We start from the raw sequence: 22,722 nt of genomic DNA, 5'->3' as shown, positions 1-22,722 counted from the left end.
CTACGATGGTCGGCATGGTCGCCTTCGCCCTCGCCGCCCTGCTTTTCCTCGCGTTCTGCGTAAGCGTCCGGCAGGACCGCCGCCGGTTCCGCAACGCCGTGCTCCTGGGACTGACGTTCCTCAGCGCGTTCTCCGCACTGTTCCTCCAGGTCGGCAAGCTGCCCACCTGGGCGGCCGTCACGGTCGTCGTGATCGCCTTCGCCTCACCGGCGTTCGCCACCGTGGCCCTGGGCGTCTTCCTCGTCCGCAACGGCATGGTCATGATCCGCAAGGAGGGCTTCCGGCCGGCCAACCTGCTGTCGATGCTCGCGGGCCTCACCATCTTCGCGTTGATCGCGCTGCTGGTCCTCGTCGGCGTGGTCGGCTCCCCGCTCCTCGGCGGGATCGCCGGAACGCTCACCGTGGTCGCCGGCTACGTCTCCTTCGTCTTCTTCTGCTTCCTCGGCTACGCCTTCCTCTACGGGCGGATCAAGGTGCGCGGCGACGTCGACCACGTGGTCATGCTCGGCTCGGGCCTGGTCGGCGGCGATCGCGTGCCGCCCCTGCTGGCCTCCCGCCTGCGCAAGGGGCAGCAGATCTACGAGGCCCAGCTGGCCCGCGGCGGTCGGCCGCCGGTGCTCCTCGTCTCGGGCGGCAAGGGCTCGGACGAGAAGGTCTCCGAGGCCCGGGCGATGGCGGACTGGCTGATCGCGCAGGGCGTGCCCGAGCAGCACGTCGTGCTGGAGGACCGCTCCACCACGACCGAGGAGAACATGCTCTTCAGCCGGGACATCATGACCGCGCACGACCCGGCCTACCGGTGCGTGGTGGTCACCAACAACTTCCACTCCTTCCGGGCGGCGATGTTGGCCCGCAAGACCGGCGTCAACGGGCAGGTGCTGGGCTCCCCCACCGCGAAGTACTACTGGCCGAGCGCCACCATCCGCGAGTTCGTCGCGATCTTCTGGGAGCACCGGGTCGTGAACCTGTCGATCTGCGCGCTGCTCACCGTCTTCGGTGCGCTCGGCACGCTGGCGGCGGTCCTCGTCTGATCCGCGCGCACACGGAGGTGCCGTGACTCCCCCCTTGGCAGTCACGGCACCGGTCCGCGCGTACGCGTCGGCTGCACCCGCTACACGGCTACGTCGCTACGCCGTCACACCCGTTGCCAGAGCGCGGGGACGTTCGGCGGCTCCCAGCCCGGCTGGGCCTGGTGCCCCTGGAGGCAGCGGTAGGTCGCGCCGCCATGGGTGACGGTGGCGCCGGCCGCGTAGACGGTGCCCGCCTTCCAGGTGCCGCCCGGCTCGGGTTCACCGGGGCCGGGGCCCGGGCCGGGGTCGCCGCCGCTGACCTTGAGGGTCAGTCCGTACGCGGACAGGATCGGGTTCAGCGGCTGGAAGAAGGTGGTCCCGCCGCTGGAGCAGTTGCCGGAACCACCCGAGGTGACGCCCTGGGCCTGGCTCCCGGAGATGTAGGAGCCGCCCGAGTCGCCCGGCTCGGCGCAGACCGTCGTACGGGTCACGCCGGAGATGGTGCCCTCGGGGTAGGTGACGCTGGTGTTGTGCTGCTGGATCGTGCCGCAGTGCCATCCGGTGGTCGATCCGGAACGGCACACCGAGGCCCCGACCGGCTGCAGCACCGAGCCGGTGACCTGCGTGTTCACGCCGCCGCTGCCCTTCACGTAGGGGGTCGCGGTCCACTGGGTGTTCGCGGCGACCCAGGCCATGTCGTTGCCGGGGAAGACCGAGGCCTGGAAGGAGCCCTGGGCGACCTGGTTGAAGCCGCTGGTGGTGGTTCCGGCGCGGCCGCAGTGCCCGGCGGTGGCGAAGCCGTGCGTGGAGCCCTTGGTGACGGGGAAGCCGACGGAGCAGCGGCCGCTGCCGTTCATGTAGTACGCGTCCCCACCGCGCAGGTCGTACAGCGGGCGCGGGGCCTCGGCGGTACGGACCACCGTGACCCGACCGGGGTCGGTCCCGGTGGCGGCGAGCAGCGCGGCGGCCGCCCCCGCCTCGGTCTCCTCGACGACGAGGGTGTTGGAGCGCGGGTCGACGTAGCGGACCGGTGTCGCGGGGCCGGCGGCCCGGTCCAGCACGGCCCGGTCGGCGTCCAGCGCGGCCAGGGTGCGCGTGACCAGCTTCGCCCGGGCCCCGGCGGCCCGTATCGCGGCGGTGTCGGCGGCCCGGGTGGTGGCCACGGTGAGGGTGCCCGCGTCGGCCCCGTCCACCCAGGCCCCGGCGAAGGCGGCGCCGAGCCGGTCGCGCAGCCGGGCGGCGGTGGCTCCGGCCTCGGCCTCGTGGGCCAGTCGCACCTCGGCCTGCGTGGGGGTCAGGCCGAGGTCGCGCCCCATGGCGGCGAGCAGCTCGGGCGGGGCGTCGGCGGTACGCAGGGTGGTCGCCGCGGAGGGCGTGGCGGGGGCGGAATCGGCGATGGCGCCGCCGGTCCCGGCCAGCAGCAGCCCGGCGGCGGCCAGGGCGGTACACGCCGCGCGGGCGTGTCGTTTGAGCATGGGGGATCTCCTCGGTTTCCGGTGGGGTCTGCGGAAACCGTAGAAATCCGAACCGTCGCGCGGGAGCTGCCAGTTGGCCCCTGCCCCGGTGTTATGCCCCGGGCCGTCCGGCGGCCCGCGCACGGTCGAGGTGCGTTCATGGGGCGGCGGCCGGAGTATGGGGCCAGGGGTAACCGTAGGAGGTACGCGATGGTCAGTGAACCCGACGAGCAGCCCACACGGTCGGACCGGCTCTTCACGGGCGGGGAGCGGCCGTACGACCCCGAGGACCTCGTGATGGTGACCGGCCACGACCCGACTCCGGAGCGGGTCGAGAAGGCCCGGAAGCTCATGGAGAAGGAGGGCCCGCAGGTCATCGAGCGCTACCTGCCGTAGCGACGGCACCGCACCCGAGGACTGCCGCGACCGCCCCCGGCCCCGCCGGGGGCGGAGCCCCGATCTTGAGCCCCGCCGGCGTTTGAGGCGCGGGGGCCCGGGGGCAGCGCCCCCGCAACGGCGCCGCACCCGCCCGGTGCGCGGCTACGCCGCAGGCGACGGCACGGTCGGCAACGCAGCCGCCCGCAGGGCCACGGCTCCGGCCGACCTGGCCAGCGCCTCCGTATGCGCGGCCCGCGCATGCCCCAACACCTCGGCGGCCCGCGCGGCGACCCCCGTGGCGGGGTGCCAGCCGAGCAGGTGGCGCCAGAGGAGCGGGGTCCCGGCGAGGGGCCGGGTGACCACGCCCGGGGTCACCGGGAAGGTGGCCCGGCACAGTCCGACCGCCCGCCCCACCTGCACCAGGTGCACGCAGGAGGCGGTGTCGGTCTCGTAGACGCAGGCGGGCGTGAACCCGGCCCGTACGCAGGCCGCCGCGAAGCAGTCGCCGAAGCATCCGTCGCCCGGGACGTCCGTCCACGCCTCGGCTGCCAGCTCGGCCAGCTCGATCTCGGTACGCGGGACCAGGGCGAGCGGATGGTCCTCGGCCAGCATCACGTGCACCGGGTCGCGCGCCACCTCCATCCAGGCGAGGCGCCCCGGCTCGGGCGGCGCGCTCTCCCCGCAGACCCCGACCAACGCGAAGTCCAGCCGGCCCTCGGCGACGCCGCCGGCGACCTCCTTCTCCGACCAGGAGGTGTAGGTGGTCACGGGCACGCCGGGTTCCTGATGGGCGATGCGGTCCACGAGCCCCCCGAGCAGCGGCCCGTGCGTGCCGCCGAGCCGGTAGCCGTGCGCGCCTTGGCGGGCGAACCGCTGGGCGTCCTCCTGCAGCTCGCACACGGCGGGCAGCAGCACCCTGGCCCGCTCCAGCACCAGCTCACCGAGCGCGGTGGTCCGTACGCCGTCGCGCCCGCGCAGGAACAGCGTCCCGCCCAGTGCCCGCTCGATGCGTTTGAGTTGCGTACTGAGCGCGGGCTGCGCGAGGCCGAGCGCGGTGGCGGCCCGCGTCAGGCTCCCGGCGTCGGCGACGGCCCTGACGATCTTGAGGTGCCTCAGCTCCAGATCCATACGACGAGCTTGGTCCAGACCTGTGGGCATGCGCTACGGGTCGGGCGCATCCAGAATCGTTAATGCTCGTTAGCCGCAAGGGGGACACGACCCTAAGGACAGGAAAATGCACGCACTCGATGTCGACTGGGACCACCCCACCGACCCGCGGCCCGGCCCACGGCTCGACCACGTACGCGCCTACGTGAGCACCGCGGGGGCCGACGGGCACCTCTGGCACGGGGTTCCCACCCTCCTGCTGAGCACGCTCGACCGCGCGACCGGCCGCGCCGTCCGCACCCCGCTGATCTACGGCGAGGACGCCGACCGCCACATCGTCCTGGCCTCCGCCTACGGCGCCCCGGACCACCCCCACTGGTACCGGAACCTCACCGCCCACCCCGAGGTCCGCATCCAGGTCGGCTCCGCCACCTTCACGGCACTGGCACGAACCGCCACGCCCCAGGAGCGGGAGGTGTACTGGGAGATGATGACGGCCCTGTGGCCCCTGTTCGACGACGACCGCGCCGCGGCCCGCCCCCGCGAGATCCCCCTGGTGATCCTGGAGCGCGTGGGCTGACCGGGGGCCCGACCGGCAGGACGCCCGCTAGTGCGTCGGCGCGGCGACAGCGCTGTAGGTACGTCCACCCGCGACGAAGTCGCCCAGCGGAACCATGCCGAAGCCGTCGACGTGCACCTTCCAGGACGGAACGTTCCCGGCCTCGATGAAGGCGACCACGGCTTCGGCGCGCTCCGAGGCGGCCGCCACGGCCATGGTGAACAGCGCCCGGGCCACACCACGCCCGCGGTACGCCGCGGCGACCACCACCGGCCCGTAGAGCAGCCACCGCGCCTCGACCAGCGGGCGCCCCTGCCACTCCAGCGCCTCCTGCGCCCGGAGCAGGCCCGCGACCGGCGGCGACGGGTCGGCCAGGGTCGTGGGCTCCGACAGCGCGAGCAGCCCGGCGACCCGGCCCGCGTCGTCCGCGACCAGCAGCTCCCGCGCACCGGCCATCGCCCGCAGCGCGCCGACGTCGAAGCGACCCTGCACGAACCCCTGCTCCGCCCGCTGCCGTTCCGTCAGCGCGTCGTGGTGATTGGCGGCGAAGAGCTCGGCCATGTCGGGCGCGTCGGCCTCGGTGGCGTACCGGTACTGCATCCCGCGATCGTGCCACGCCCCCACCGCCGGACCCCACCGCCGACACCAAGGCCTACGGGTGACACCGAACCAGTATTGAACACGTTCAACACCTCTGGCAGTATGACTCTCGGTGAATCTGCCGGAGCAGCGGGAATACGGATCCGACTGCCCTCACGACGGGTTGCCACGAGACCGGAGGTGGGCACGACATGGGCCTGATCCTGATCATCCTCGCCCTGACAGTCGCCCTCGTGCTCGCCGTCGTGGGCCTGGCCGTGATCGTCACGGCGAGCGCCGCCCTGGGCCTCGCGACGGCCGCGGTGACCCGCAAGCTGCCGCTCCGGGCCAGGATCACCCTGCTGCTGACCCTGGCCGCAGCTCCGGCGGCGGCGCTGGTGAGCACCCTGGACATCCCGACCGTCTGGCAGCTGGCCGCCTGGGCACTGCCGTTCCTCACGACGGCCGCCGCAGGAGCCGCCTGGCTCGCCTTCGAAGCCGACAAGCGCCGCGCGCCCAAGCTCCCGAAGCCGGCATGGCCGGCCCGCCGCTCGCCGGCCGCGAGCCACTGAGGACGCACCACCAGCCGCGACGGCGGGTGGCGGGCGGAATCGCCGGGGCGGGGTCAGCCAGGCGCGACGGGGGCTTCGGGACGGCGGGGTCCACTCGACCGGCATCGGAGCTGTGTATGGGGGTTTCCCGTCAGTCCCATCGTCCCTCCGGGTCGGGCCGGTCCCTCAAGGGCGCTCCTTCGTCGCGTCACTGCGTGATGGCCTTCGGCCACCCTTGACCGACCGTCCCGCCCCGGAGAAACGAAAGACTGCCGAGAAGCCCCCAAAAGAACGAGCCGGTCCAAGGCGCGAAGGACGGGGCGGTCGGAGATGCCCGGCCCGGTCGGGCGCGAAGGGGTACGACCGAGAGGCGGGGCCCACGGAAGGCCCCCCGGTGGCGACGGGCGCGCCCGATCGCTACGCGCTCCTCACCTCTCAGCGTCACCAGGCCGTCTCGGGCTGGACATAAGCCGCCCACGACCCCAGGCATTCCGCACTCACCGCGTCCGACGACCGTCTGCGGCTGGACATAAGCCGCCCACCACCCCGCGACCTCTCGCTCACCGCGTCCGACGACCGTCTGCGGCTGGACATAGGCCGCCCACCACCCCGTGACCTCTCGCTCACCGCGTCCGACGACCGTCAGGGGCCGGGCACAGGCCGCCCACGACCCGTAGGCGCTTCTCGTGGGATGCGTCCGGAGGCTGTCGGGGGTGAAAAGGCGTGGGAGCGCGGCTATGTCGTGGTGGATGGGGGTCAGTGGAGGTGGGCGGCCGAAAAGGCCGACAGTTTGCCCCAATTGCCCTTGTTTAGGGGTGGGTTTGTGGTGTCGTCCTCGCGCTGACCCGGCTCTACGACGGATCAGCCGAGCTGTCGGCCGCACATCCCTCCCAGCGCGTCTTGCCGGCCCCTGACGGCCGGTGGTCGCGGTCATGGAGAGGCACATGGCAATCCGAGGCGGCTTATGTCCGGCCACGGCCGGTCGTCGGACGCAGGTCGGGCGCCGGACCCGATGCCGTGGGCGGCTTATGCCCAGCTACAGGCGGTCGCCGGACGCGGTCGGGGGTCGGATCGATGTCGTGGGCGGCCTATGTCCAGCCCAGGACGGGCTGGAGACGCTGAGAGATGAGGAGCGCGTAGCGATGTGGCGCGCCCCAACGCCCCAGGACGCGTCTTTCATCTGCCCCGTCTCGGGACCGTGCTCACCGGGGCCGCCCTGGGGGCTGTGATGTCCCCGTCCCTGAAAGCTTCGACCGGCTCGTTCTTTTGGGGGCTTCTCGGCAGTCTTTCGTTTCTCCGGGGCGGGACGGTCGGTCAAGGGTGGCCGAAGGCCATCACGCAGTGACGCGACGAAGGAGCGCCCTTGAGGGACCGGCCCGACCCGGAGGGACGATGGGACTGACGGGAAACCCCCATACCCCTCACTGATGCCGCCCGAGCACCTCCCGCCGCCCTCACCCCCCGCCGCGCCCACCGGACGCCGCCCGAGCGGACCCCGCCGTCCCGACCCCACCCCCGCCGCGCCCACCGGACGCCGCCCGAGCGGACCCCGCCGCCCGAGCGGTCCCGCCCCTCACAAGTACTCGCGGGCGAATTCCACCGCCCATTCCACCGCCGCCAGGGGGACGCTGCCCGCATGGGGGTCGATGGCGAGGCGGGCCGATTCCCAGTCCTGGTCGTGTTCGCGGAAGATCGCGAAGCGGGCTTCCTCCAGGACTCCTTCCGGCCTGACCAGGAACTCGATCGCCCGGTCGTCGCCATCCGTGCCGACCGTGGCGATCTCCATGTCACCGACTACGAAAACCACTGTCCCGCGCTCCTCAGTTGCCGCTGCACACGTACACCAGCAGGACGGACGCGATGAAGACCGCTCCTGCCGCCATGAGGGCTCCCGCCACCGCGACGACGACCGTGCCGACCCGTTCGGTGCGCCGGCGGTATCCCGCCGGCTTCCACTCACCCTGGTTCATGCGTCCAGCCTCCATCGAGGCTCCGGGGGCCGCATGAGTGCTCGTACTCATCCGGGGTACTCATGCGGCCTACCCCGCCGCTCCCGATCCACCCGACCACCTGGGGTGACGAGCGCAACACCATGCGCTCGCGCAGGCCCGCGCCCCACTCATTCCGCAGGTCGGAACGCGGGCGCGGCCCCGGATTCCAAGGGGGGACCACTCCCCCACCCACTCATTGCCCGAAGTGGGACAAACCACCCCTCGGACCTCTCTTCGAAAACACACGTCAAGCTCGCACCCGGGCCCGTAAGCTCCCGTCATGCAGGTGATCCAGTCAACCAAACTCGCCAATGTCTGTTACGAGATCCGCGGCCCCGTGCTCGAAGAGGCGATGCGGCTCGAAGCAGCAGGTCATCGCATCCTCAAGCTCAACACGGGCAACCCCGCGGCCTTCGGCTTCGAGTGCCCTCCGGAGATCCTTGAGGACATGCTCCGCAACCTGGGCACCGCCCACGGTTACGGCGACGCGAAGGGTCTGCTCTCCGCGCGCCGCGCGGTCATGCAGCACTACCAGACCAAGGGCATCGACCTGGACGTCGAGGACATCTACCTCGGCAACGGCGTCTCCGAGCTGATCCAGATGTCGATGCAGGCGCTGCTCGACGACGGCGACGAGGTCCTGGTCCCCGCACCGGACTACCCGTTGTGGACCGCCTCCGTGTCCCTCGCCGGCGGTACGGCCGTGCACTACCGCTGCGACGAGCAGTCCGACTGGATGCCCGACCTCGCCGACATCGAGCGCAAGGTCACCGATCGCACCAAGGCGATCGTCATCATCAACCCGAACAACCCGACCGGCGCCGTCTACGACGAAGAGATGCTGCGCGGGCTCACCGACATCGCGCGCCGCCACAACCTGGTCGTCTGCTCGGACGAGATCTACGACCGGATCCTCTACGACGGCGCCGTGCACCACAACACCGCCGCGATCGCCCCCGACCTGCTGACCCTGACCTTCAACGGGCTCTCGAAGAACTACCGCGTCGCCGGCTACCGGGCCGGCTGGATGGCGGTCTGCGGCCCCAAGAAGCACGCCTCCTGCTACATCGAGGGCCTCACGGTCCTGGCGAACATGCGCCTGTGCGCGAACATGCCCTCGCAGTACGCCGTGGCCACCGCGCTCGGTGGTCGGCAGTCGATCGAGGACCTGGTCCTGCCCGGCGGGCGGATCCTGGAGCAGCGCAACGTCGCGTACGACCTGCTCACCCAGATCCCGGGCGTCACGTGCGTCAAGCCGAAGGGCGCGCTGTACGCCTTCCCGCGGCTGGACCCGTCCGTCTACAAGATCAAGGACGACCGGCAGATGGTCCTGGACCTGCTGCGGGCCGAGAAGATCATGGTGGTGCACGGTACGGGCTTCAACTGGCCCGAGCCCGACCACTTCCGGATCGTGACGCTGCCGAACGCCAAGGATCTGGCGGACGCGGTGACCCGGATCGGGAACTTCCTCGACGGTTACAGCCAGCTGTAGGCGCGAACGGTGCGGCTCGCCGGAGTCCAGCCGGCGAGACGCACCCCCGACAACAGGATCCAGCTCAACTTTAGAACCAATCCAATGTAGGATGGTCTCCTGACCACGCAGGAGGCCACCTCATGTATGAGCCGATCCGCACGAAGCCGGTCGTCCACCGCATGGGCGCCACTCCGGCCGAGTACCCGCACAGCAGCCGCGGCGAAGCGCTGGACATCCAGCTCGCCGGGCACCTCGCGGCCCTGCTCGCCGTCACCGACGAGCTCGGGCTGGACGAAGGCGCCGCCGAGATCGCCGCCCAGGTCGCACGACTGCGCGGGGACCAGCCCGCCCGTGCGCCGCGCCACTCGCCCGAGGACACCGCCGCTCTCCACCGGCGCGCGCACGACCTCGCCGCCCGCGCGCTCCTCGTCGCCGCGTCCCGCGCCGACACCACCGTCGCGATCCTCGCCGCCGAGCGCATGGACGCGCACGCCGCCGCCCTGAAGTCCTCGGACCTGGCCGGCGCCCTCTAGACGGCCCCGGTCCGGGGCCGCGGAGGCTCCGGACCGGGTGCCATGTTCCTCGCGCGAGGGCTTGCGGCAGGGACGGAAATTGGACAGAACCCGGTGCTCCGAACACGATGATGGCTGAAAGATCGCGGCAGCACGGGGGAGGCCGCTCCGCATGGTCGATCTCCTCCACTCCGCTTCGTCCCCGTTCGAGCATTCTGGAGAGACTCGCCCATGAGCTTCGGCGACCCGAACAACCCCTACGGCCAGCAGCCTCCGCAGGGCCAGCCCGGCTACCCGCAGCAGGCCCCGCAGGGCGTGCCCCCGCAGTACGGCTACCCCCAGCAGCCCCCGCAGGGCGGCGCCCCGCAGTACGGCTACCCGCAGCAGGCCCCGTCGCCGTACGGCGCCTACCCGCCGCCGGGGACGCCCGCACCGGGCATGCCGCCGCTCGCCCACTGGGGTCTGCGCGTGGGCGCGACCGTGCTCGACGCGCTGATCATCGCGGGTCCGATGTACGCGCTCGTCGGTGTCGGGGCGGCCGTCGCCACCGACGAGACGGGTGAGACGATCGCCGGCATCCTCAGCCTGATCGGCATGCTGTACGCCCTCGGCATGGGCATCTTCCAGCTGTACAAGGAAGGCACCACCGGTCAGACGATCGGCAAGAAGATCGTCGGCACCAGCGTGCACCGTGAGATCGACGGGGCCACGCTCGGCTTCGGTATGGCGTTCGTCCGCCGGCTGGCGCACTTCCTCGACGGCATCGCCTGCTACATCGGCTACCTGTGGCCGCTGTGGGACGCCAAGAAGCAGACCTTCGCCGACAAGGTGTGCAGCACCGTCGTCATCAAGGTGAACAAGAACGGCTGATCGCCCCACGGTGAGGACCGGTGGCGACTTCCCGCATACGGCATCCGCCCTGATCGGCGGGACGCCTAGGTCGTCCGCGCGAACTCCGCGCCGGCGACCCCGCACCAGGGCACCGTCGCCACCGGCCACACCGGGCCGACCGCCTCCGCGTACTCGGTCGCGCCCGGGGCCACACCCGGGATCTTCACCAGCGCCTGCGCGGCCCGCCCCTGCGGGTCCGGTTCGGCGCGGTCGCGGAACTCCACCGTGACGACGTACGCGCCGGGGCCCTCGGCCCGCCCCGTCGCCTCCACCGCGGCCACCACCCGGCGGCTGGCCGGATCGATGCGGCACCCGGTGACCCGTACGTCCTCCACCGCCGCCCGCGGTGGCGCTTGCGGCGCGTCGCCGCCGCTCGCCCACACGTACAGACCCAGCGGGGCGAACACCAGCAGCCCGGCCACCGTCACCAAACCGACCAGCCAGCCCTGCCATTTCAAGGTGCTCACAGCCATGTCCTGATCCTCCCGGGCCGCCGCCCCGCCCACCAGCACCCGAGGGCTCACACAGCATTTCGAAGTGGGACCGCCTGGACACCTGACGTTCATTCGACCTGGCGCGGAATGTGGGTTTCCGCGAGCACGCTGCACCCGTGAGACGCATCCTAGGAATCGTCCTGGGCCTCCTCCTGATCGGCGGCGTGCTCTACGTCGTCGCGTTCCAGGGGCAGGGTCACCCAGAAACCACGGCAACGAAGACCGTGCGTGGCGTCATCGGCTCGGAGAAGTCCGAATTCTTCCGCGACCCCGATGTCGTCAAGGCCCTTGCCGCCAAGGGCTACATCGTGAAGACGGAGACCTCGGGCTCCTGGGCGATGGACCGACTCGCCCTCAAGGAATTCGACTTCGCCTTCCCCAGCAGCAGTGAACCTGCCAAGGAGGTCGCGGCCGCCGCAGGGCTCAAGGGAGTCCAGGAGACCAAGCCGTTCTACTCCCCTCTCGTCGTCATCGCCCGTCAGGGCGCCGCCAAGGTGCTGGCCGACAACGGCCTCGCCAGGATGACCGGCAAGAACTCCGGGACCCTGCTCATGGGTCCCTTCCTCAAGGGCTCCGGCGAGGACCGTACCTGGCAGCAGCTGCCCGGCTCCGCCGCCCACGCCGAACTGACCGGCACGGTGTTCATCAAGACCACCGACCCGTCCTCCTCCAACTCCGGCGCCCTCTTCCTCGCCGCCACCTCCAACGTGGCGAACGGCAACACCGTCGTCGCCGACGACGCCGGCATCGCCCGCACCGCGTCCTTGATGCACAAGCTGATCTCCGTCCAGGGCGCGCTGGAGCCGAGCACCGACGACCCCTTCCGGGCGTTCATCAGCGGCAGCGGCGAGCCGCTGATCCTGGTGTACGAGTCCCAGGTGGCCTCGTTGCTGCTGCAGAAGCAGGATCCGGGCGACATGGTCGTGCTCTACCCGGACACCACCGTCAACTCGGCGCACACCTTCGTGCCGCTGACCGAGAAGGCGAGGGAGTTGGGCACCCTCCTCGCCACCGATCCGAAGCTGCGCGAACTGGCCGTGCTCCGCGGGTTCCGCCCGCAGGAGGGCGTGGCCGAGTTCACCGCCGCCACGGCGCCGCACACCGCCTACCTCAACACGGGGCTGACCGGCATCCGCCAGGTCGGCACACCCACCGTCAAGATCCTGATGGCGCTGGCCCAGCGCGCCAAGGGCCAGGGGGACACGCCATGACACCGACAACGCCCGAGGACACGTCCTTCCGCCTGAGCCCGCCGGAGCCCGTCGCCCCCGTACGCAGGGAGCAGGCCTCCGGGCTGGTCCCGCTGCAGGACGGCGTCCGCGAGGAGATGGCCCGCCGGGCCGGGGAGTACGTCGGCTCGCTCGCCGGGATCGACGCCCGCTCCCCCGAGTTCGCGCAGCGCATCGGCGAGATGACCGGCCTCGGGGCCGGCGACATCCGTAGTGCCGCCCAGCAGTCCAACCGGATGCTGGAGCGGGCCGTACGTTCGCTGGGCTCCGACGGCGGTGGTGACGCCCAGGCCCGGGTCGCCGGCTCCCTCGTGGAGCTGCGGCGCACCGTCGAGGACCTCGACCCGCGGGACGCGCCCGCCAAGGGTGCCCGCAAGCTGCTCGCGAAGCTGCCGGGCGGCAACAGGTTCCGCGATCACGTGGCGAAGTACGCCTCCTCGCAGGCCACCCTCAACAAGATCGTGGGCTCGTTGCGCAGCGGCCAGGACGAACTGCGCCGCGACAACGCGGCGCTGCACACCGAGCGCTCGCGCCTGTGGGAGACCATGGGCAAGCTCCAGGAGTACGCGGTCCTGACCGAGGCCCTGGACGGCGCCGTCGAGCAGCGGATCGCCGAGGTGGAGCACACCGATCCCGGTGCGGCCGACGCGCTGCGCGCGGACCTGCTCTTCCCGGTCCGGCAGAAGCACCAGGACCTGTTGACGCAGCTGGCCGTGTGCGCGCAGGGCTACCTGGCCATGGACGTGGTCCGGCGCAACAACGACGAGCTGATCAAGGGCGTCGACCGGGCCGCCACCACCACCGTGTCCGCGCTGCGGATCGCCGTGATGCTGGCCTCGGCCCTCGACAACCAGCGCAAGGTGATCGAGCAGGTCGGCGCCCTGAGGGGGACCACGGAGGAGCTGATCCGGGGCAACGCGGAGATGCTGTCCACGCAGAGCGGCGAGATCCAGCGGATCGCGGCCGATCCGGCGGTCGGCGTCGAGACGCTGCGGACGGCGTTCGCGCAGATCTACCGGACGTTGGACGCGATCGACACGTTCAAGGTGCAGGCGACGCAGAACATGGCGGCGACGGTGGAGTCGCTGGCCGGAGAGCTGCAGAGCGCCTCGGCGCACCTCGCGCGGGCCCGTGGCGGAGCTGCCCTGGAAGGCGGTGCGCAGTGAGCGCCGCGCGCGGGCCGGGCCTGCGCCGGCGAGGCTGGATCGGCTTCGCCCTCGCCGGGCTGATGGCCGTGACGGCCTGCACCGCGGGCGGGCCCGCCGAGCGGGACGGGTCGACGTATCAGGAGGGCCGGCTGCGGGTGCTGGCCTCCAGCGAGCTCAGCGACATGGAACCGATCCTGAAGGACGCGAAGGCCGCCACCGGCGTCGAGGTCGAGCTGACCTGGTCCGGGACGTTGGACGCCGCCGAGCAGGTCGCCTCGGGGACGGCGGACGGCAAGTACGACGCGGTCTGGCTCTCCTCCAACGACTACCTGCGGCTGCGGCCGGAGGCGGCGGGGAAGCTCTCCAGCGAGACGCCGGTGATGTCCTCGCCGGTCGCGCTCGGGGTGCGGCCGGAGGCTCTGGCCCGGCTCGGCTGGCAGCCCGGGGAGGTCACCTGGCCGGCGGTGCACGAGGCCGTGGCCGCCGGGAAGCTGACGTACGGGATGACGGATCCGGTGCGTTCCAACTCCGGTTTCTCGGCGCTGGTGTCGGTGGCCTCGGGGCTGTCGGGCGCGCAGGCGGCGCTGAGCGACGCGGACGTGAAGGCGGCGACGCCCCGGCTGAAGGAGTTCTTCGCCGGGCAGAAGCTGACCTCGGGCTCCTCGGGCTGGCTGGTGACCGCGTACGCCAAGCGCGGGGACGTGGACGCGTTGGTGAACTACGAGTCGGTGCTGCTGTCCATGAACCGGGAGGCGAAGGGGGCCGCGGCTCCGCTGACGGTGATCCGGCCGCGCGACGGTGTGGTCACCGCGCACTATCCGCTGACGTTGTTGACCTCGGCGCCGGCCGGGGCCCGTGATGCGGGGCGGGCGCTGACGGAGTACCTGCGGGGCCCGGAGGCGCAGAAGGCGATCACGGAGCGGACGTTGCGCCGTCCGGTGGCGGCCGGGGTGGCGCCGGCTGCCGGGTTGGACGCGGAGAAGCGGCGCGAGTTGCCGTTCCCGGGCTCGCGTTCGGTGGCGGACGGTTTGCTGGCTTCGTACGAGAACGAGCTGCGCCGGCCGTCGCGGACGGTGTACGTGCTGGACACGTCGGGTTCGATGAGTGAGGAGGACCGGATCGGGCGGCTGAAGTCGGCGCTCACCGATCTGACGGGTTCGGGGAGTTCGGGCACCGGGCAGCGGTTCCGTGACCGTGAGGAGGTGACGTTGCTGCCCTTCGGGTCCAAGGTGAAGAAGGTACGGACGCACGTCGTGGAGCCCGGTAATCCGGGGCCGGCGCTGGACGCGATCCGGGGGGACGTGAAGTCGCTGGAGCCGGACGGGGGTACGGCGGTCTACGGCAGTCTGGAGGCGGCGTACCAGCACCTGGGTCAGGGCGGCGCGGACGCCTTCACCTCGATCGTGCTGATGACGGACGGCGAGAACACCGAGGGGGTCAAGGCGGGGCACTTCGATTCCTTCTACGCGGCCCTGCCGCCGGCGCAGCGGCGGACGCCGGTCTTCGCGGTGCTGTTCGGGGATTCGGACCGCAAGGAGCTCACCCACATCACGGAGCTGACCGGCGGGCGGCTCTTCGACGCCACCGGCGGGACCGGTTCGCTGGCCGGAGCCTTCGAGGAGATCCGTGGCTATCAATAGGGCGCGCCGGATGCTGGGGTATCTGGAGTCGCGCAAGAACCTGGCGGGCTCCGCCTGCGGCCTGGTCGGGTTGGGCCTGACCGTCGCCGGGGTGGCGGGGGCGTACTGGCCGCTGGTGGTCGCCGGGCTGTACGGGGCGGGCGCGCTGATCGCCCCGCCGGAGCGGGTGGCTCCGCCGCCCTTCGACCCGAGCGAGGAGGTGGGCGCGCTGCGGGCGGACTTCACGCGGCTCGGTGAGTACCTGGGCGAGGTGGAGCTGCCGGGGACGGCGGAGGGCCGGTGGGTCGGGCTGTCGGGGCTGTACGGGGCCTTGCTGGAGCCGGGTTGGGTGGCGGAGGTCCTGGCCACCGAGCCGGAGGCGGTGCACGCGTTGTCCCGGGCGATCCGGCGGGACGTGCCGGAGTGCGTGGACACGTACAAGCGGACGCGTTGGTGGAGTCGGCTGACTCCGGGCGGGGAGTCCCCGGAGCTCCATCTGGAGCGTCAGCTGGACCTGCTGTACGCGGAGGCGGAAAGAGTGACGGCGGACCTCCGCGAAGCAGAGGTCCGCCGTCAGCAGACGCACACGGCCTACCTGGAGGAGCGCGGACGCTCCTGAGGTCGGTCATGTGCTGCGGTGGGCGCCGCTTGGTCGGGGGCTCCCACAGCGGTGGGCGCCGCTTGGTCGGGGGCTCCCACGTTCATCGGCCCTTCTTCAGGGCGTGTCCTGGCTCAGCCCAGGCGCTCCACGAGTGCGTGGTACTGGTCCCACAGCTCCTTGGGAGTGTGGTCGCCGTAGGTGTTGAGGTGCTCGGGGACCAGGGCGGCCTCCTCGCGCCAGACCTCCTTGTCGACGGTGAGGAGGAAGTCGAGGTCCTCGGCCGGGAGGTCCAGGCCGTCGAGGTCGAGGGACTCCTTGGTCGGCAGGATGCCGATGGGGGTCTCGACGCCTTCGGCGGTGCCGTCGAGGCGGCCGACGATCCACTTCAGGACGCGGCTGTTCTCGCCGAAGCCGGGCCACACGAACTTGCCCGCGTCGTTCTTGCGGAACCAGTTCACGTAGTAGATCTTCGGGAGCTTGGCCTGGTCCTTGTCGGCGCCGACCTTGACCCAGTGGCCCATGTAGTCGCCCATGTTGTAGCCGCAGAACGGCAGCATGGCGAAGGGGTCGCGGCGCAGTTCGCCGACCTTGCCCTCGGCGGCGGCGGTCTTCTCGGAGGCGATGTTCGAGCCGATGAAGACGCCGTGGTTCCAGTCGAAGGACTCGGTGACCAGCGGCACGGCGGAGGCGCGGCGGCCGCCGAAGAGGATCGCGGAGATCGGGACGCCCTTGGGGTCCTCCCACTCGGGGGCGATCGTCGGGCACTGGGAGGCCGGGACGGCGAAGCGGGCGTTGGGGTGGGCGGCCGGGGTCTCCGAGGCCGGAGTCCAGTCGTTGCCCTTCCAGTCGATGAGGTGCGCGGGCGCCTCTTCGGTCATGCCCTCCCACCACACGTCGCCGTCGTCGGTGAGCGCGACGTTGGTGAAGACGGTGTTCGCGTACATGGTCTTCATGGCGTTGGCGTTGGTGTGCTCGCCGGTGCCGGGGGCGACGCCGAAGAAGCCGGCCTCGGGGTTGATCGCGTAGAGGCGACCGTCCTCGCCGAAGCGCATCCAGGCGATGTCGTCGCCGATGGTCTCGACGGTCCAGCCGGAGATCGTGGGCTCCAGCATGGCCAGGTTGGTCTTGCCGCAGGCGGAGGGGAAGGCGGCGGCGACGTACTTCGTTTCGCCCTCGCCGGCCGGCGGGGTGAGCTTGAGGATCAGCATGTGCTCGGCGAGCCAGCCCTCGTCGCGGGCCATGACGGACGCGATGCGCAGGGCGTAGCACTTCTTGCCGAGGAGGGCGTTGCCGCCGTAGCCGGATCCGTAGGACCAGATCTCGCGGCTCTCCGGGAAGTGCGAGATGTACTTGGTGGTGTTGCAGGGCCACGGCACGTCGGCCTCGCCCTCGGCGAGCGGAGCGCCGAGGGTGTGGACGGCCTTGACGAAGAACCCGTCGGTGCCGAGCTCGTCGAGGACGGCCTTGCCCATGCGGGTCATGGTGCGCATGGCGACGGCGACGTAGGCGGAGTCGGTGATCTCGACGCCGATGGCGGAGAGCTCGGAGCCGAGGGGGCCCATGCAGAACGGGACGACGTACATCGTCCGGCCCTTCATGGAGCCGCGGAAGATCCCCTTCTCGCCCGCGAAGATGTCCTTCATCTCGGCGGGGGCCTTCCAGTGGTTGGTCGGGCCCGCGTCCTCCTCCTTCTCGGAGCAGATGAAGGTCCGGTCCTCGACGCGCGCGACGTCGGAGGGGTCGGAGGCGGCGTAGTAGGAGTTCGGGCGCTTCGTCTCGTCGAGCTTCTTGAACGTTCCCTTGGTGACGAGCTCTTCGCACAGGCGCTCGTACTCGGCCTCGGAGCCGTCGCACCAGACGACGCGGTCCGGCTGGGTGAGGGCTGCGATCTCGTCCACCCAGGAGATGAGCTCCTGGTGAGTCGTCGGGATGGTGGGAGCCGCGTTGTCGCGCGCCACGATTGCTCCTTGTTGAGGGGTTTGTTTGGTGTAGGCCCCGTGGGGGCTGCGACCCGGACGCTTCGCGCTCCGCTCATCCGGTGTCGACCGCACTCATCTGATCATCCGGTGGATGTGCGCATATGTCCAGAGGGCCTCTCACGTGAGCATTGCCACGTCCGTCAATCTTCCGTAAAGACCACTAACGGAAACCTACGGACCCGTAGGTAGCATGGCGCGCATGACTTCTGATGCCGCCGCCGTCCCGGCCGCCGAGGCCACACCGGTCGTCGAGGCCCTGGAGGCGGTCGAGACCGCCCTGGAGGAAAAGCCGCTGATGCGCGGCTGGCTGCACACCGGGATGTTCCCCGCCGTGGTCATCGCGGGCCTGGTGCTGATGGCCTTCACCGACTCCACCCCGGCACGGGTCGCCTGCGGCGTCTACGTCCTCACGGCCTGCCTGCTCTTCGGCGTCAGCGCGGTCTACCACCGCGGCACCTGGGGACCGCGCGGCGAGGCCATCCTGCGGCGGCTCGACCACGCCAACATCTTCCTGATCATCGCGGGCACCTACACCCCGCTGACCGTCCTGCTGCTGCCGCCCTCCACCGGGCGGACCCTGCTGTGGGCGGTGTGGATCGCGGCGGCCGCCGGCATCGCCTTCCGGGTCTTCTGGGTCGGCGCCCCGCGCTGGCTCTACACGCCCTGCTACATCGCCATGGGCTGGGCGGCGGTCTTCTTCCTGCCCGACTTCATGCGCACCGGCGGGATCGCCGTCCTGGTCCTGGTGATCGTCGGCGGTCTCCTGTACAGCGTGGGCGGGGTCATCTACGGCATGAAGCGCCCGAACCCCTCCCCCCGCTTCTTCGGCTTCCACGAGGTCTTCCACTCGCTGACCCTCGCGGCCTTCGTGGCCCACTACGTCGGCATCTCGCTCGCCGCGTACCAGCACTGAGTCAGCCGGGCGCCGCCAGGGCCGCACCGAAGAGCCGGTCGGCCAGCTCGCCGAAGAAGGTGCTCAGCTTCTCGTCCGCGATGCCGTCGGCGTACCCCTGGAACGCCAGCCCGGCCACCGCCTGGACGCCGGCCGTCGCGTACCCGGGGTCCACGAGGTCGATGGGGTAGGGCTCCCCGGGCGGCCACGGTCCCGGCCAGTACTTGGGCCAGGGGATCTTCGGATGCGGCGGCGGCGGGCACCAGTCCTCGCCGACCGCCTGCAGGATCTCCCGGGCGTCACGGCCTCCTTGGTGCGCCCCGATCGCCGTCTCGGCCACACCCTTGACCGTCTGCAGGACGGCGAGCCGCAACTGCTCACGCGGCGGGAGCGGCTGGGGGTTGAGGGCGACCTCGGAGGAACGCTCCGGGGAGCGGACCGCTGCCACCGCGGTGGCGAACACCGGACCGTGCGGATTGATCGCGTCCCACATCTCGGGCCTGACCCGGGCCGCCAGCCGCACGATCCGCGCGGTCTGCGATGCGCTGACCGGACTTCCCATGGTTCGACCTCCCGGCTCGGGTGACAGTGGCCACATCCCTCCCCAGTGTGCGCGGATCGAAGGGGCCTGCAACCAGAAGCGGGCGGATCAGGAGCCGACCGTACCCAACTGCTCGGCCAACTCGGCGGGATCCGTCGTCGGCCGCGCGCAGACGAAATGCCGGCACACGTACGCCGTCGGAAGGTCGTCCACGAGGGTGCGCTCGGCGAGCAGGGGGAACTCTGCGCCACCGCCGTCCGTCGCACCCGCAAGTCCGGCCGCCACCACCGCCCCGGGAGCCGTCCCCAGCAGCGCGGTCCGGTGCAGCAGCGCCAGCGCCGGATCCTCCGGATGACCCACGACCGCCACCTCACGCGGACCGTCGAGGAGCGCCTCGGCCACCGACAGCCCGTGCCCGATGTAGCGCGGCACGCGCGGCCCGAGCGCGTGGACCACCCCGAGCGCCCGCTCCGCCGCCGTACGGTGCGCCTGGGACCCGGTGTGCGCCGCGTAGGAGAGCAGCGCGCCCGCGGCGGCCGTCCACCCCGACGGGGCGGCCGTGTCCGTCGGGTCCTGCGGCCGGCGGATGAGCTTCTCGGCGTCGTGCGCCGTGTCGTACAGCGACCCGTCCTCGGCGGTGAACCGGTCCAGGACCAGGTCGACGAGGAACCCGGCGAACTCCAACCAGACCCCCTCGCCGGTCACGGACGCCAGAGCGAGGAAGCCCTCCGCCACATCGCCGTAGTCCTCCAACACCCCGTCGTTGGTGCCGACCTGGCCGTCCTTGCTGGTGCGCGACAGCCGCGCCCGGCCGTCCATGTGCACGCGCACCAGCAGATCGGCCGCCTCGGTCGCCCGTTCCACCAGGTCGGGCCGCTCGAAGTACGCCCCGCACTCGGCGAGCGCGGCGATCGCCAGCCCGTTCCACGCGGCGACGATCTTGTCGTCCCGGCCGGGCGCGGGGCGCCGCCCCCGCGCGGCAAGCAGCCGCTCCTTGATCCCGGCGAGCCGGCCCGCCTCCACCGCGGGCCCGTCCTGGGGCAGTTGCAGTACGGACGTCCCGTGCTCGAAGGTCCCCTCCTCGGTCACCCCGAAGTACCCGGCGGCCAGATCCCCGTCGGCCTCGCCGAGCACCTCGCGCAGCTGGGCCGGCGTCCAGGCGTAGTAGGCCCCCTCGACGTGCTCCCCGGTCAGCGGATCCTCGCTGTCGGCGTCGAGCGCGGAGGCGAAGCCGCCCTGGTCGGTGCGCAGCTCCCGGACCATGAAGTCGGCGGTCTCCAAAGCGACCCGGCGCGCGAGATCGGATCCGGTGGCGCGCCACAGGTGGGCGTAGACCCGGCACAGCAGCGCGTTGTCGTAGAGCATCTTCTCGAAGTGCGGGACCACCCAATCGCGGTCCACGGAGTACCGCGCGAAACCGCCTCCGAGCTGGTCGTAGATCCCGCCGCGCGCCATCGCCTCGCAGGTGTCCGCGGCCATCTGGAGGGCGCCTTCGGATCCGGTGCGCGCGTGGTGGCGCAGCAGGAACTCCAAGGCCATGGACGGCGGGAACTTCGGCGCGCCGCCGAATCCGCCGTGCGCGGCGTCGTACTCCCGGGTCAGTCCGAGCAAGGCCTTGGCGAGCTCCTCGGGTCCGGGTGTCCCGGCCTTCCCGTAGTCCAACTCCCGTCCGGCCAGGTCCCGTACGATCCGCTGCGCGACCTCGGCGACCTCCTCGGGGCGTCCCACCCAGGCGGTCCGTACCCCTTCGAGCACCTGCATGAAGGAGGGCATGCCCTGGCGGGGCTCGGGCGGGAAGTAGGTCCCGAAGTAGAAGGGTTCGGCGTCGGCGGTCATGAAGACGGTCATGGGCCACCCGCCCTGCCCGGTGGCCGCCTGGACGGCTTCCATGTAGACGGCGTCGACGTCGGGGCGTTCCTCGCGGTCCACCTTGATGTTGACGAAGTGCTCGTTCATGTAGGCGGCGGTCAGTTCGTCCTCGAAGCTCTCGCCGGCGAGCACATGACACCAGTGGCAGCTCGAATAGCCGACGCTGAGGTGCACGGGCACCCCGCGCTCACGTGCCTCCGCGAAGGCCTCGGGCGACCACGGCCACCAGTCGACGGGATTGTCGGCGTGCTGGAGGAGGTAGGGGGAGGTCTCGTTCGCGAGGCGGTTCGGCATGGGCCCATCCTGCCGCACGGGAACGGATCGGCGCCGAAGGACGCCGGCCAGGTCGCGGGCATCGACCTCGATGAGGCCATGGTCGCCGAGGCGATGCGCATCTTCGGCACCAAGACCAAAGCCCAGGCCGTACGGCTCGCCATGGAGGACGCCGTCAAACGGCACCTTCGGCAAGAGGGCTTCGACGCCATGGACGCCGGCGACTTCGACTTCAGCGAGATCATCGAGAGCACCGGCCCTCGCAACGCCGACGGCACCCTGAAGCGCGATGGCGGCCGGGCCGCCTGATGCGGGGCCGCTTCCTGATCGACAAATCAGCTCTGGCCCGCTGGACGAAGCCCGGTGTGAGAGAGGTACTGAAGCCTCTCCACGAGCGCTACCTTCTTGCAGTCCGCCGACCCACCGAGTACGAGATGATCCACTCGGCCCGGGATGCCGCCGAGGCGACACGAATCAGCATCTGGCTGCACGCCTTCGACTACTTTTCCAGTGACGACGACATCTTCACCCGCGCACTGGAAGTGCAGCGCCACGCTCTCAACGCGGGATTCCATCGGGCACCGTCACTCCCGGACCTTCTCATCGCCGCCACAGCGGAACTGAACCGACTGACCGTCCTCCACCACGACGGCGGCTTCGACATGATCGCCTCTCTCACCGGCCAACCCACCGAGTGGGTCGTGCCGCCAGGCAGCGTCGACCGCTGAACGACGCCGAGAGCGCCGCGGGCTTCACCGCAGTAGCGGGGTCAGGTCGGCGGTCCAGCGGTCGCGGGTGGTGGTCCAGGTGGCGGCGCAGTGCGCGCGGGCGGGTGTCGCGAGGTCCGGGTGGCGGGCGGGGGCCGCGCCGTAGGCCGCGCAGCGGTGGGATTCCGCGCGGGCCTGGTCCGGGGCGTGTTCGTCGTCCGGATCCGGGGTCGGGTCGGCGGCAGCCGCGAGGTCGTAGGCGCGGGCGGCGGTCAGCAGGGTGCGGTCGCCTTCCGGGGTGCGCAGGAGCATCAGCTGGGCGAAGCGGTCGGCCGCGTCCTCCTCGGCGCGGCCCTGGTCGCGGACCGGGAGGTCGAGGGCGTCGACGAGGGCGTGGCCCGCCTCGTGGTGGAGGGTCTCCCGGACGATGTCGGCGAGGGGTTCGTCGGCCGGGTGGCGGTCGGCCTCCTCGAACCGTTGCCGATCCTCCGTCAGGTCGTCGTAGCAGAGCTCGATCCGGCGGGTCTCGGGGTCGTAACCGCTGCCCTCGCCCCCACAGGAGCGGGCGACGACCGTGATGCGGTGGGGGACGCCGAGGTAGGCGTTGAGGTCGGCGGTGACGAGCTCGACGAGGTGGAGTCGATCGAGCAGGGCGGCGTTGGCGCGGTCGGCTTCGGCCGGTTTCTCGTGGCGCGCCACGAATCCCCGTGCGGGCGGCGGGGGTTCACACCCGGGGAGGGCCCACAGCAGGGCTGTCGCGCACAGGGTCGAAGCCAGCGCGGTGCGTGAGCGACGTGGCGTCATGTTGCCCTCAGGATATGCCAGTTGACTGATTTCGACCCGACTGTAGGAGAGAGTGCGCAC

Annotated in this window: 24 protein-coding genes; 14 read left to right on the top strand and 10 right to left on the bottom strand. The window is 71.3% G+C overall.

What is annotated here, in order from left to right; genetic code table 11:
* The first annotated feature begins 14 nt into the window (after window positions 1–14).
* Window positions 15–1,031 (top strand): YdcF family protein, encoded by a 1,017-nt coding sequence (locus OG624_RS25520; RefSeq protein WP_033218991.1) that lies wholly within the window; start codon window positions 15–17, stop codon window positions 1,029–1,031.
* 104 nt (window positions 1,032–1,135) lie between these two features.
* Here OG624_RS25520 and OG624_RS25515 read toward each other — a convergent pair whose 3' ends face one another.
* On the bottom strand, window positions 1,136–2,485 hold the full coding sequence (locus tag OG624_RS25515; RefSeq protein ID WP_033218333.1) for a carbohydrate-binding protein: 1,350 nt from the start codon (window positions 2,483–2,485) through the stop codon (window positions 1,136–1,138).
* A gap of 189 nt (window positions 2,486–2,674) precedes the next feature.
* Here OG624_RS25515 and OG624_RS25510 point away from each other — a divergent pair, with 189 nt between their 5' ends.
* Window positions 2,675–2,860 (top strand): hypothetical protein, encoded by a 186-nt coding sequence (locus OG624_RS25510; RefSeq protein ID WP_033218332.1) that lies wholly within the window; start codon window positions 2,675–2,677, stop codon window positions 2,858–2,860.
* A 144-nt stretch (window positions 2,861–3,004) separates the two neighbouring features.
* On the opposite strand, the gene OG624_RS25505 is transcribed toward OG624_RS25510, so the two are convergent.
* Window positions 3,005–3,970, bottom strand: coding sequence for a LysR family transcriptional regulator (locus OG624_RS25505; protein WP_161296445.1), 966 nt, complete (start codon window positions 3,968–3,970; stop codon window positions 3,005–3,007).
* 106 nt (window positions 3,971–4,076) lie between these two features.
* Here OG624_RS25505 and OG624_RS25500 point away from each other — a divergent pair, with 106 nt between their 5' ends.
* Window positions 4,077–4,529 (top strand): nitroreductase family deazaflavin-dependent oxidoreductase, encoded by a 453-nt coding sequence (locus OG624_RS25500; protein WP_051763081.1) that lies wholly within the window; start codon window positions 4,077–4,079, stop codon window positions 4,527–4,529.
* A 27-nt stretch (window positions 4,530–4,556) separates the two neighbouring features.
* Here OG624_RS25500 and OG624_RS25495 read toward each other — a convergent pair whose 3' ends face one another.
* Window positions 4,557–5,108: a GNAT family N-acetyltransferase gene (locus tag OG624_RS25495; protein ID WP_371639873.1), complete on the bottom strand. Its 552-nt coding sequence runs from the start codon at window positions 5,106–5,108 to the stop codon at window positions 4,557–4,559.
* A gap of 191 nt (window positions 5,109–5,299) precedes the next feature.
* Between OG624_RS25495 and OG624_RS25490 the strand changes: the two genes are divergently transcribed.
* Window positions 5,300–5,659, top strand: a complete 360-nt coding sequence (locus OG624_RS25490) for a hypothetical protein (protein ID WP_352164825.1) — start codon at window positions 5,300–5,302, stop codon at window positions 5,657–5,659.
* Window positions 5,660–7,211: 1,552 nt separating this feature from the next.
* Here OG624_RS25490 and OG624_RS25485 read toward each other — a convergent pair.
* Window positions 7,212–7,445, bottom strand: a complete 234-nt coding sequence (locus OG624_RS25485) for a hypothetical protein (RefSeq protein ID WP_158711812.1) — start codon at window positions 7,443–7,445, stop codon at window positions 7,212–7,214.
* 13 nt (window positions 7,446–7,458) lie between these two features.
* On the bottom strand, window positions 7,459–7,608 hold the full coding sequence (locus OG624_RS25480) for a hypothetical protein (protein WP_371639872.1): 150 nt from the start codon (window positions 7,606–7,608) through the stop codon (window positions 7,459–7,461).
* Window positions 7,609–7,909: 301 nt separating this feature from the next.
* On the opposite strand from OG624_RS25480, the gene OG624_RS25475 reads away from it, so the two are divergent.
* The 3 genes from OG624_RS25475 to OG624_RS25465 all read left to right on the top strand — a co-directional run bounded on the left by OG624_RS25475 (window position 7,910) and on the right by OG624_RS25465 (window position 10,485).
* Window positions 7,910–9,121, top strand: a complete 1,212-nt coding sequence (locus OG624_RS25475) for a pyridoxal phosphate-dependent aminotransferase (RefSeq protein ID WP_033219728.1) — start codon at window positions 7,910–7,912, stop codon at window positions 9,119–9,121.
* Between the two features lie 122 nt (window positions 9,122–9,243).
* Window positions 9,244–9,636, top strand: a complete 393-nt coding sequence (locus OG624_RS25470; RefSeq protein WP_033219726.1) for an SCO4983 family protein — start codon at window positions 9,244–9,246, stop codon at window positions 9,634–9,636.
* Between the two features lie 210 nt (window positions 9,637–9,846).
* A complete protein-coding gene (locus OG624_RS25465; RefSeq protein WP_033219724.1) occupies window positions 9,847–10,485 on the top strand; it encodes an RDD family protein in 639 nt (212 codons plus the stop codon).
* A gap of 65 nt (window positions 10,486–10,550) precedes the next feature.
* Here the strand turns inward: OG624_RS25465 and OG624_RS25460 are convergent, their stop codons facing one another.
* A complete protein-coding gene (locus tag OG624_RS25460; RefSeq protein ID WP_158711810.1) occupies window positions 10,551–10,979 on the bottom strand; it encodes a hypothetical protein in 429 nt (142 codons plus the stop codon).
* A 137-nt stretch (window positions 10,980–11,116) separates the two neighbouring features.
* Between OG624_RS25460 and OG624_RS25455 the strand changes: the two genes are divergently transcribed.
* The 4 genes from OG624_RS25455 to OG624_RS25440 all read left to right on the top strand — a co-directional run bounded on the left by OG624_RS25455 (window position 11,117) and on the right by OG624_RS25440 (window position 15,615).
* Window positions 11,117–12,211: a hypothetical protein gene (locus OG624_RS25455; RefSeq protein ID WP_371639871.1), complete on the top strand. Its 1,095-nt coding sequence runs from the start codon at window positions 11,117–11,119 to the stop codon at window positions 12,209–12,211.
* Complete coding sequence (locus OG624_RS25450; RefSeq protein WP_371639870.1) at window positions 12,208–13,395, top strand: toxic anion resistance protein; 1,188 nt, start codon at window positions 12,208–12,210, stop codon at window positions 13,393–13,395. The genes OG624_RS25455 and OG624_RS25450 overlap by 4 nt, the downstream gene beginning before the upstream one ends.
* Before the next feature lie 62 nt (window positions 13,396–13,457).
* Complete coding sequence (locus OG624_RS25445) at window positions 13,458–15,017, top strand: substrate-binding and vWA domain-containing protein (RefSeq protein ID WP_371640872.1); 1,560 nt, start codon at window positions 13,458–13,460, stop codon at window positions 15,015–15,017.
* 10 nt (window positions 15,018–15,027) lie between these two features.
* The gene (locus OG624_RS25440) at window positions 15,028–15,615 is read left to right on the top strand and encodes a hypothetical protein (protein ID WP_208869344.1); all 588 of its coding nucleotides are present in this window, start codon (window positions 15,028–15,030) and stop codon (window positions 15,613–15,615) included.
* A gap of 113 nt (window positions 15,616–15,728) precedes the next feature.
* Here OG624_RS25440 and OG624_RS25435 read toward each other — a convergent pair whose 3' ends face one another.
* Complete coding sequence (locus OG624_RS25435; RefSeq protein ID WP_033219714.1) at window positions 15,729–17,555, bottom strand: phosphoenolpyruvate carboxykinase (GTP); 1,827 nt, start codon at window positions 17,553–17,555, stop codon at window positions 15,729–15,731.
* 220 nt (window positions 17,556–17,775) lie between these two features.
* On the opposite strand from OG624_RS25435, the gene trhA reads away from it, so the two are divergent.
* Window positions 17,776–18,489: a PAQR family membrane homeostasis protein TrhA gene (gene trhA / locus OG624_RS25430; RefSeq protein WP_033219812.1), complete on the top strand. Its 714-nt coding sequence runs from the start codon at window positions 17,776–17,778 to the stop codon at window positions 18,487–18,489.
* 1 nt (window position 18,490) lies between these two features.
* Here trhA and OG624_RS25425 read toward each other — a convergent pair whose 3' ends face one another.
* A complete protein-coding gene (locus OG624_RS25425; protein ID WP_051763190.1) occupies window positions 18,491–19,030 on the bottom strand; it encodes a hypothetical protein in 540 nt (179 codons plus the stop codon).
* Window positions 19,031–19,117: 87 nt separating this feature from the next.
* Window positions 19,118–21,172 carry a thioredoxin domain-containing protein gene (locus OG624_RS25420; protein WP_033219712.1) on the bottom strand — a complete coding sequence of 685 codons (2,055 nt, stop codon included), beginning with the start codon at window positions 21,170–21,172 and terminating at the stop codon, window positions 19,118–19,120.
* A 60-nt stretch (window positions 21,173–21,232) separates the two neighbouring features.
* Between OG624_RS25420 and OG624_RS25415 the strand changes: the two genes are divergently transcribed.
* Entirely contained in the window at window positions 21,233–21,460 is a 228-nt protein-coding gene (locus tag OG624_RS25415) for a type II toxin-antitoxin system VapB family antitoxin (RefSeq protein ID WP_352165406.1), read from the top strand.
* The gene (locus OG624_RS25410; RefSeq protein WP_371588346.1) at window positions 21,460–21,879 is read left to right on the top strand and encodes a PIN domain nuclease; all 420 of its coding nucleotides are present in this window, start codon (window positions 21,460–21,462) and stop codon (window positions 21,877–21,879) included. The genes OG624_RS25415 and OG624_RS25410 overlap by 1 nt, the downstream gene beginning before the upstream one ends.
* Window positions 21,880–21,903: 24 nt before the next feature.
* Here the strand turns inward: OG624_RS25410 and OG624_RS25405 are convergent, their stop codons facing one another.
* A complete protein-coding gene (locus OG624_RS25405; RefSeq protein WP_371639869.1) occupies window positions 21,904–22,557 on the bottom strand; it encodes a DUF4344 domain-containing metallopeptidase in 654 nt (217 codons plus the stop codon).
* Window positions 22,558–22,722: the final 165 nt, after the last annotated feature.

Source organism: Streptomyces virginiae (genome assembly GCF_041432505.1).
In the GTDB taxonomy this organism is placed as follows: domain Bacteria; phylum Actinomycetota; class Actinomycetes; order Streptomycetales; family Streptomycetaceae; genus Streptomyces; species Streptomyces virginiae_A.
This window is presented reverse-complemented; position numbering and strand designations above follow the sequence as displayed.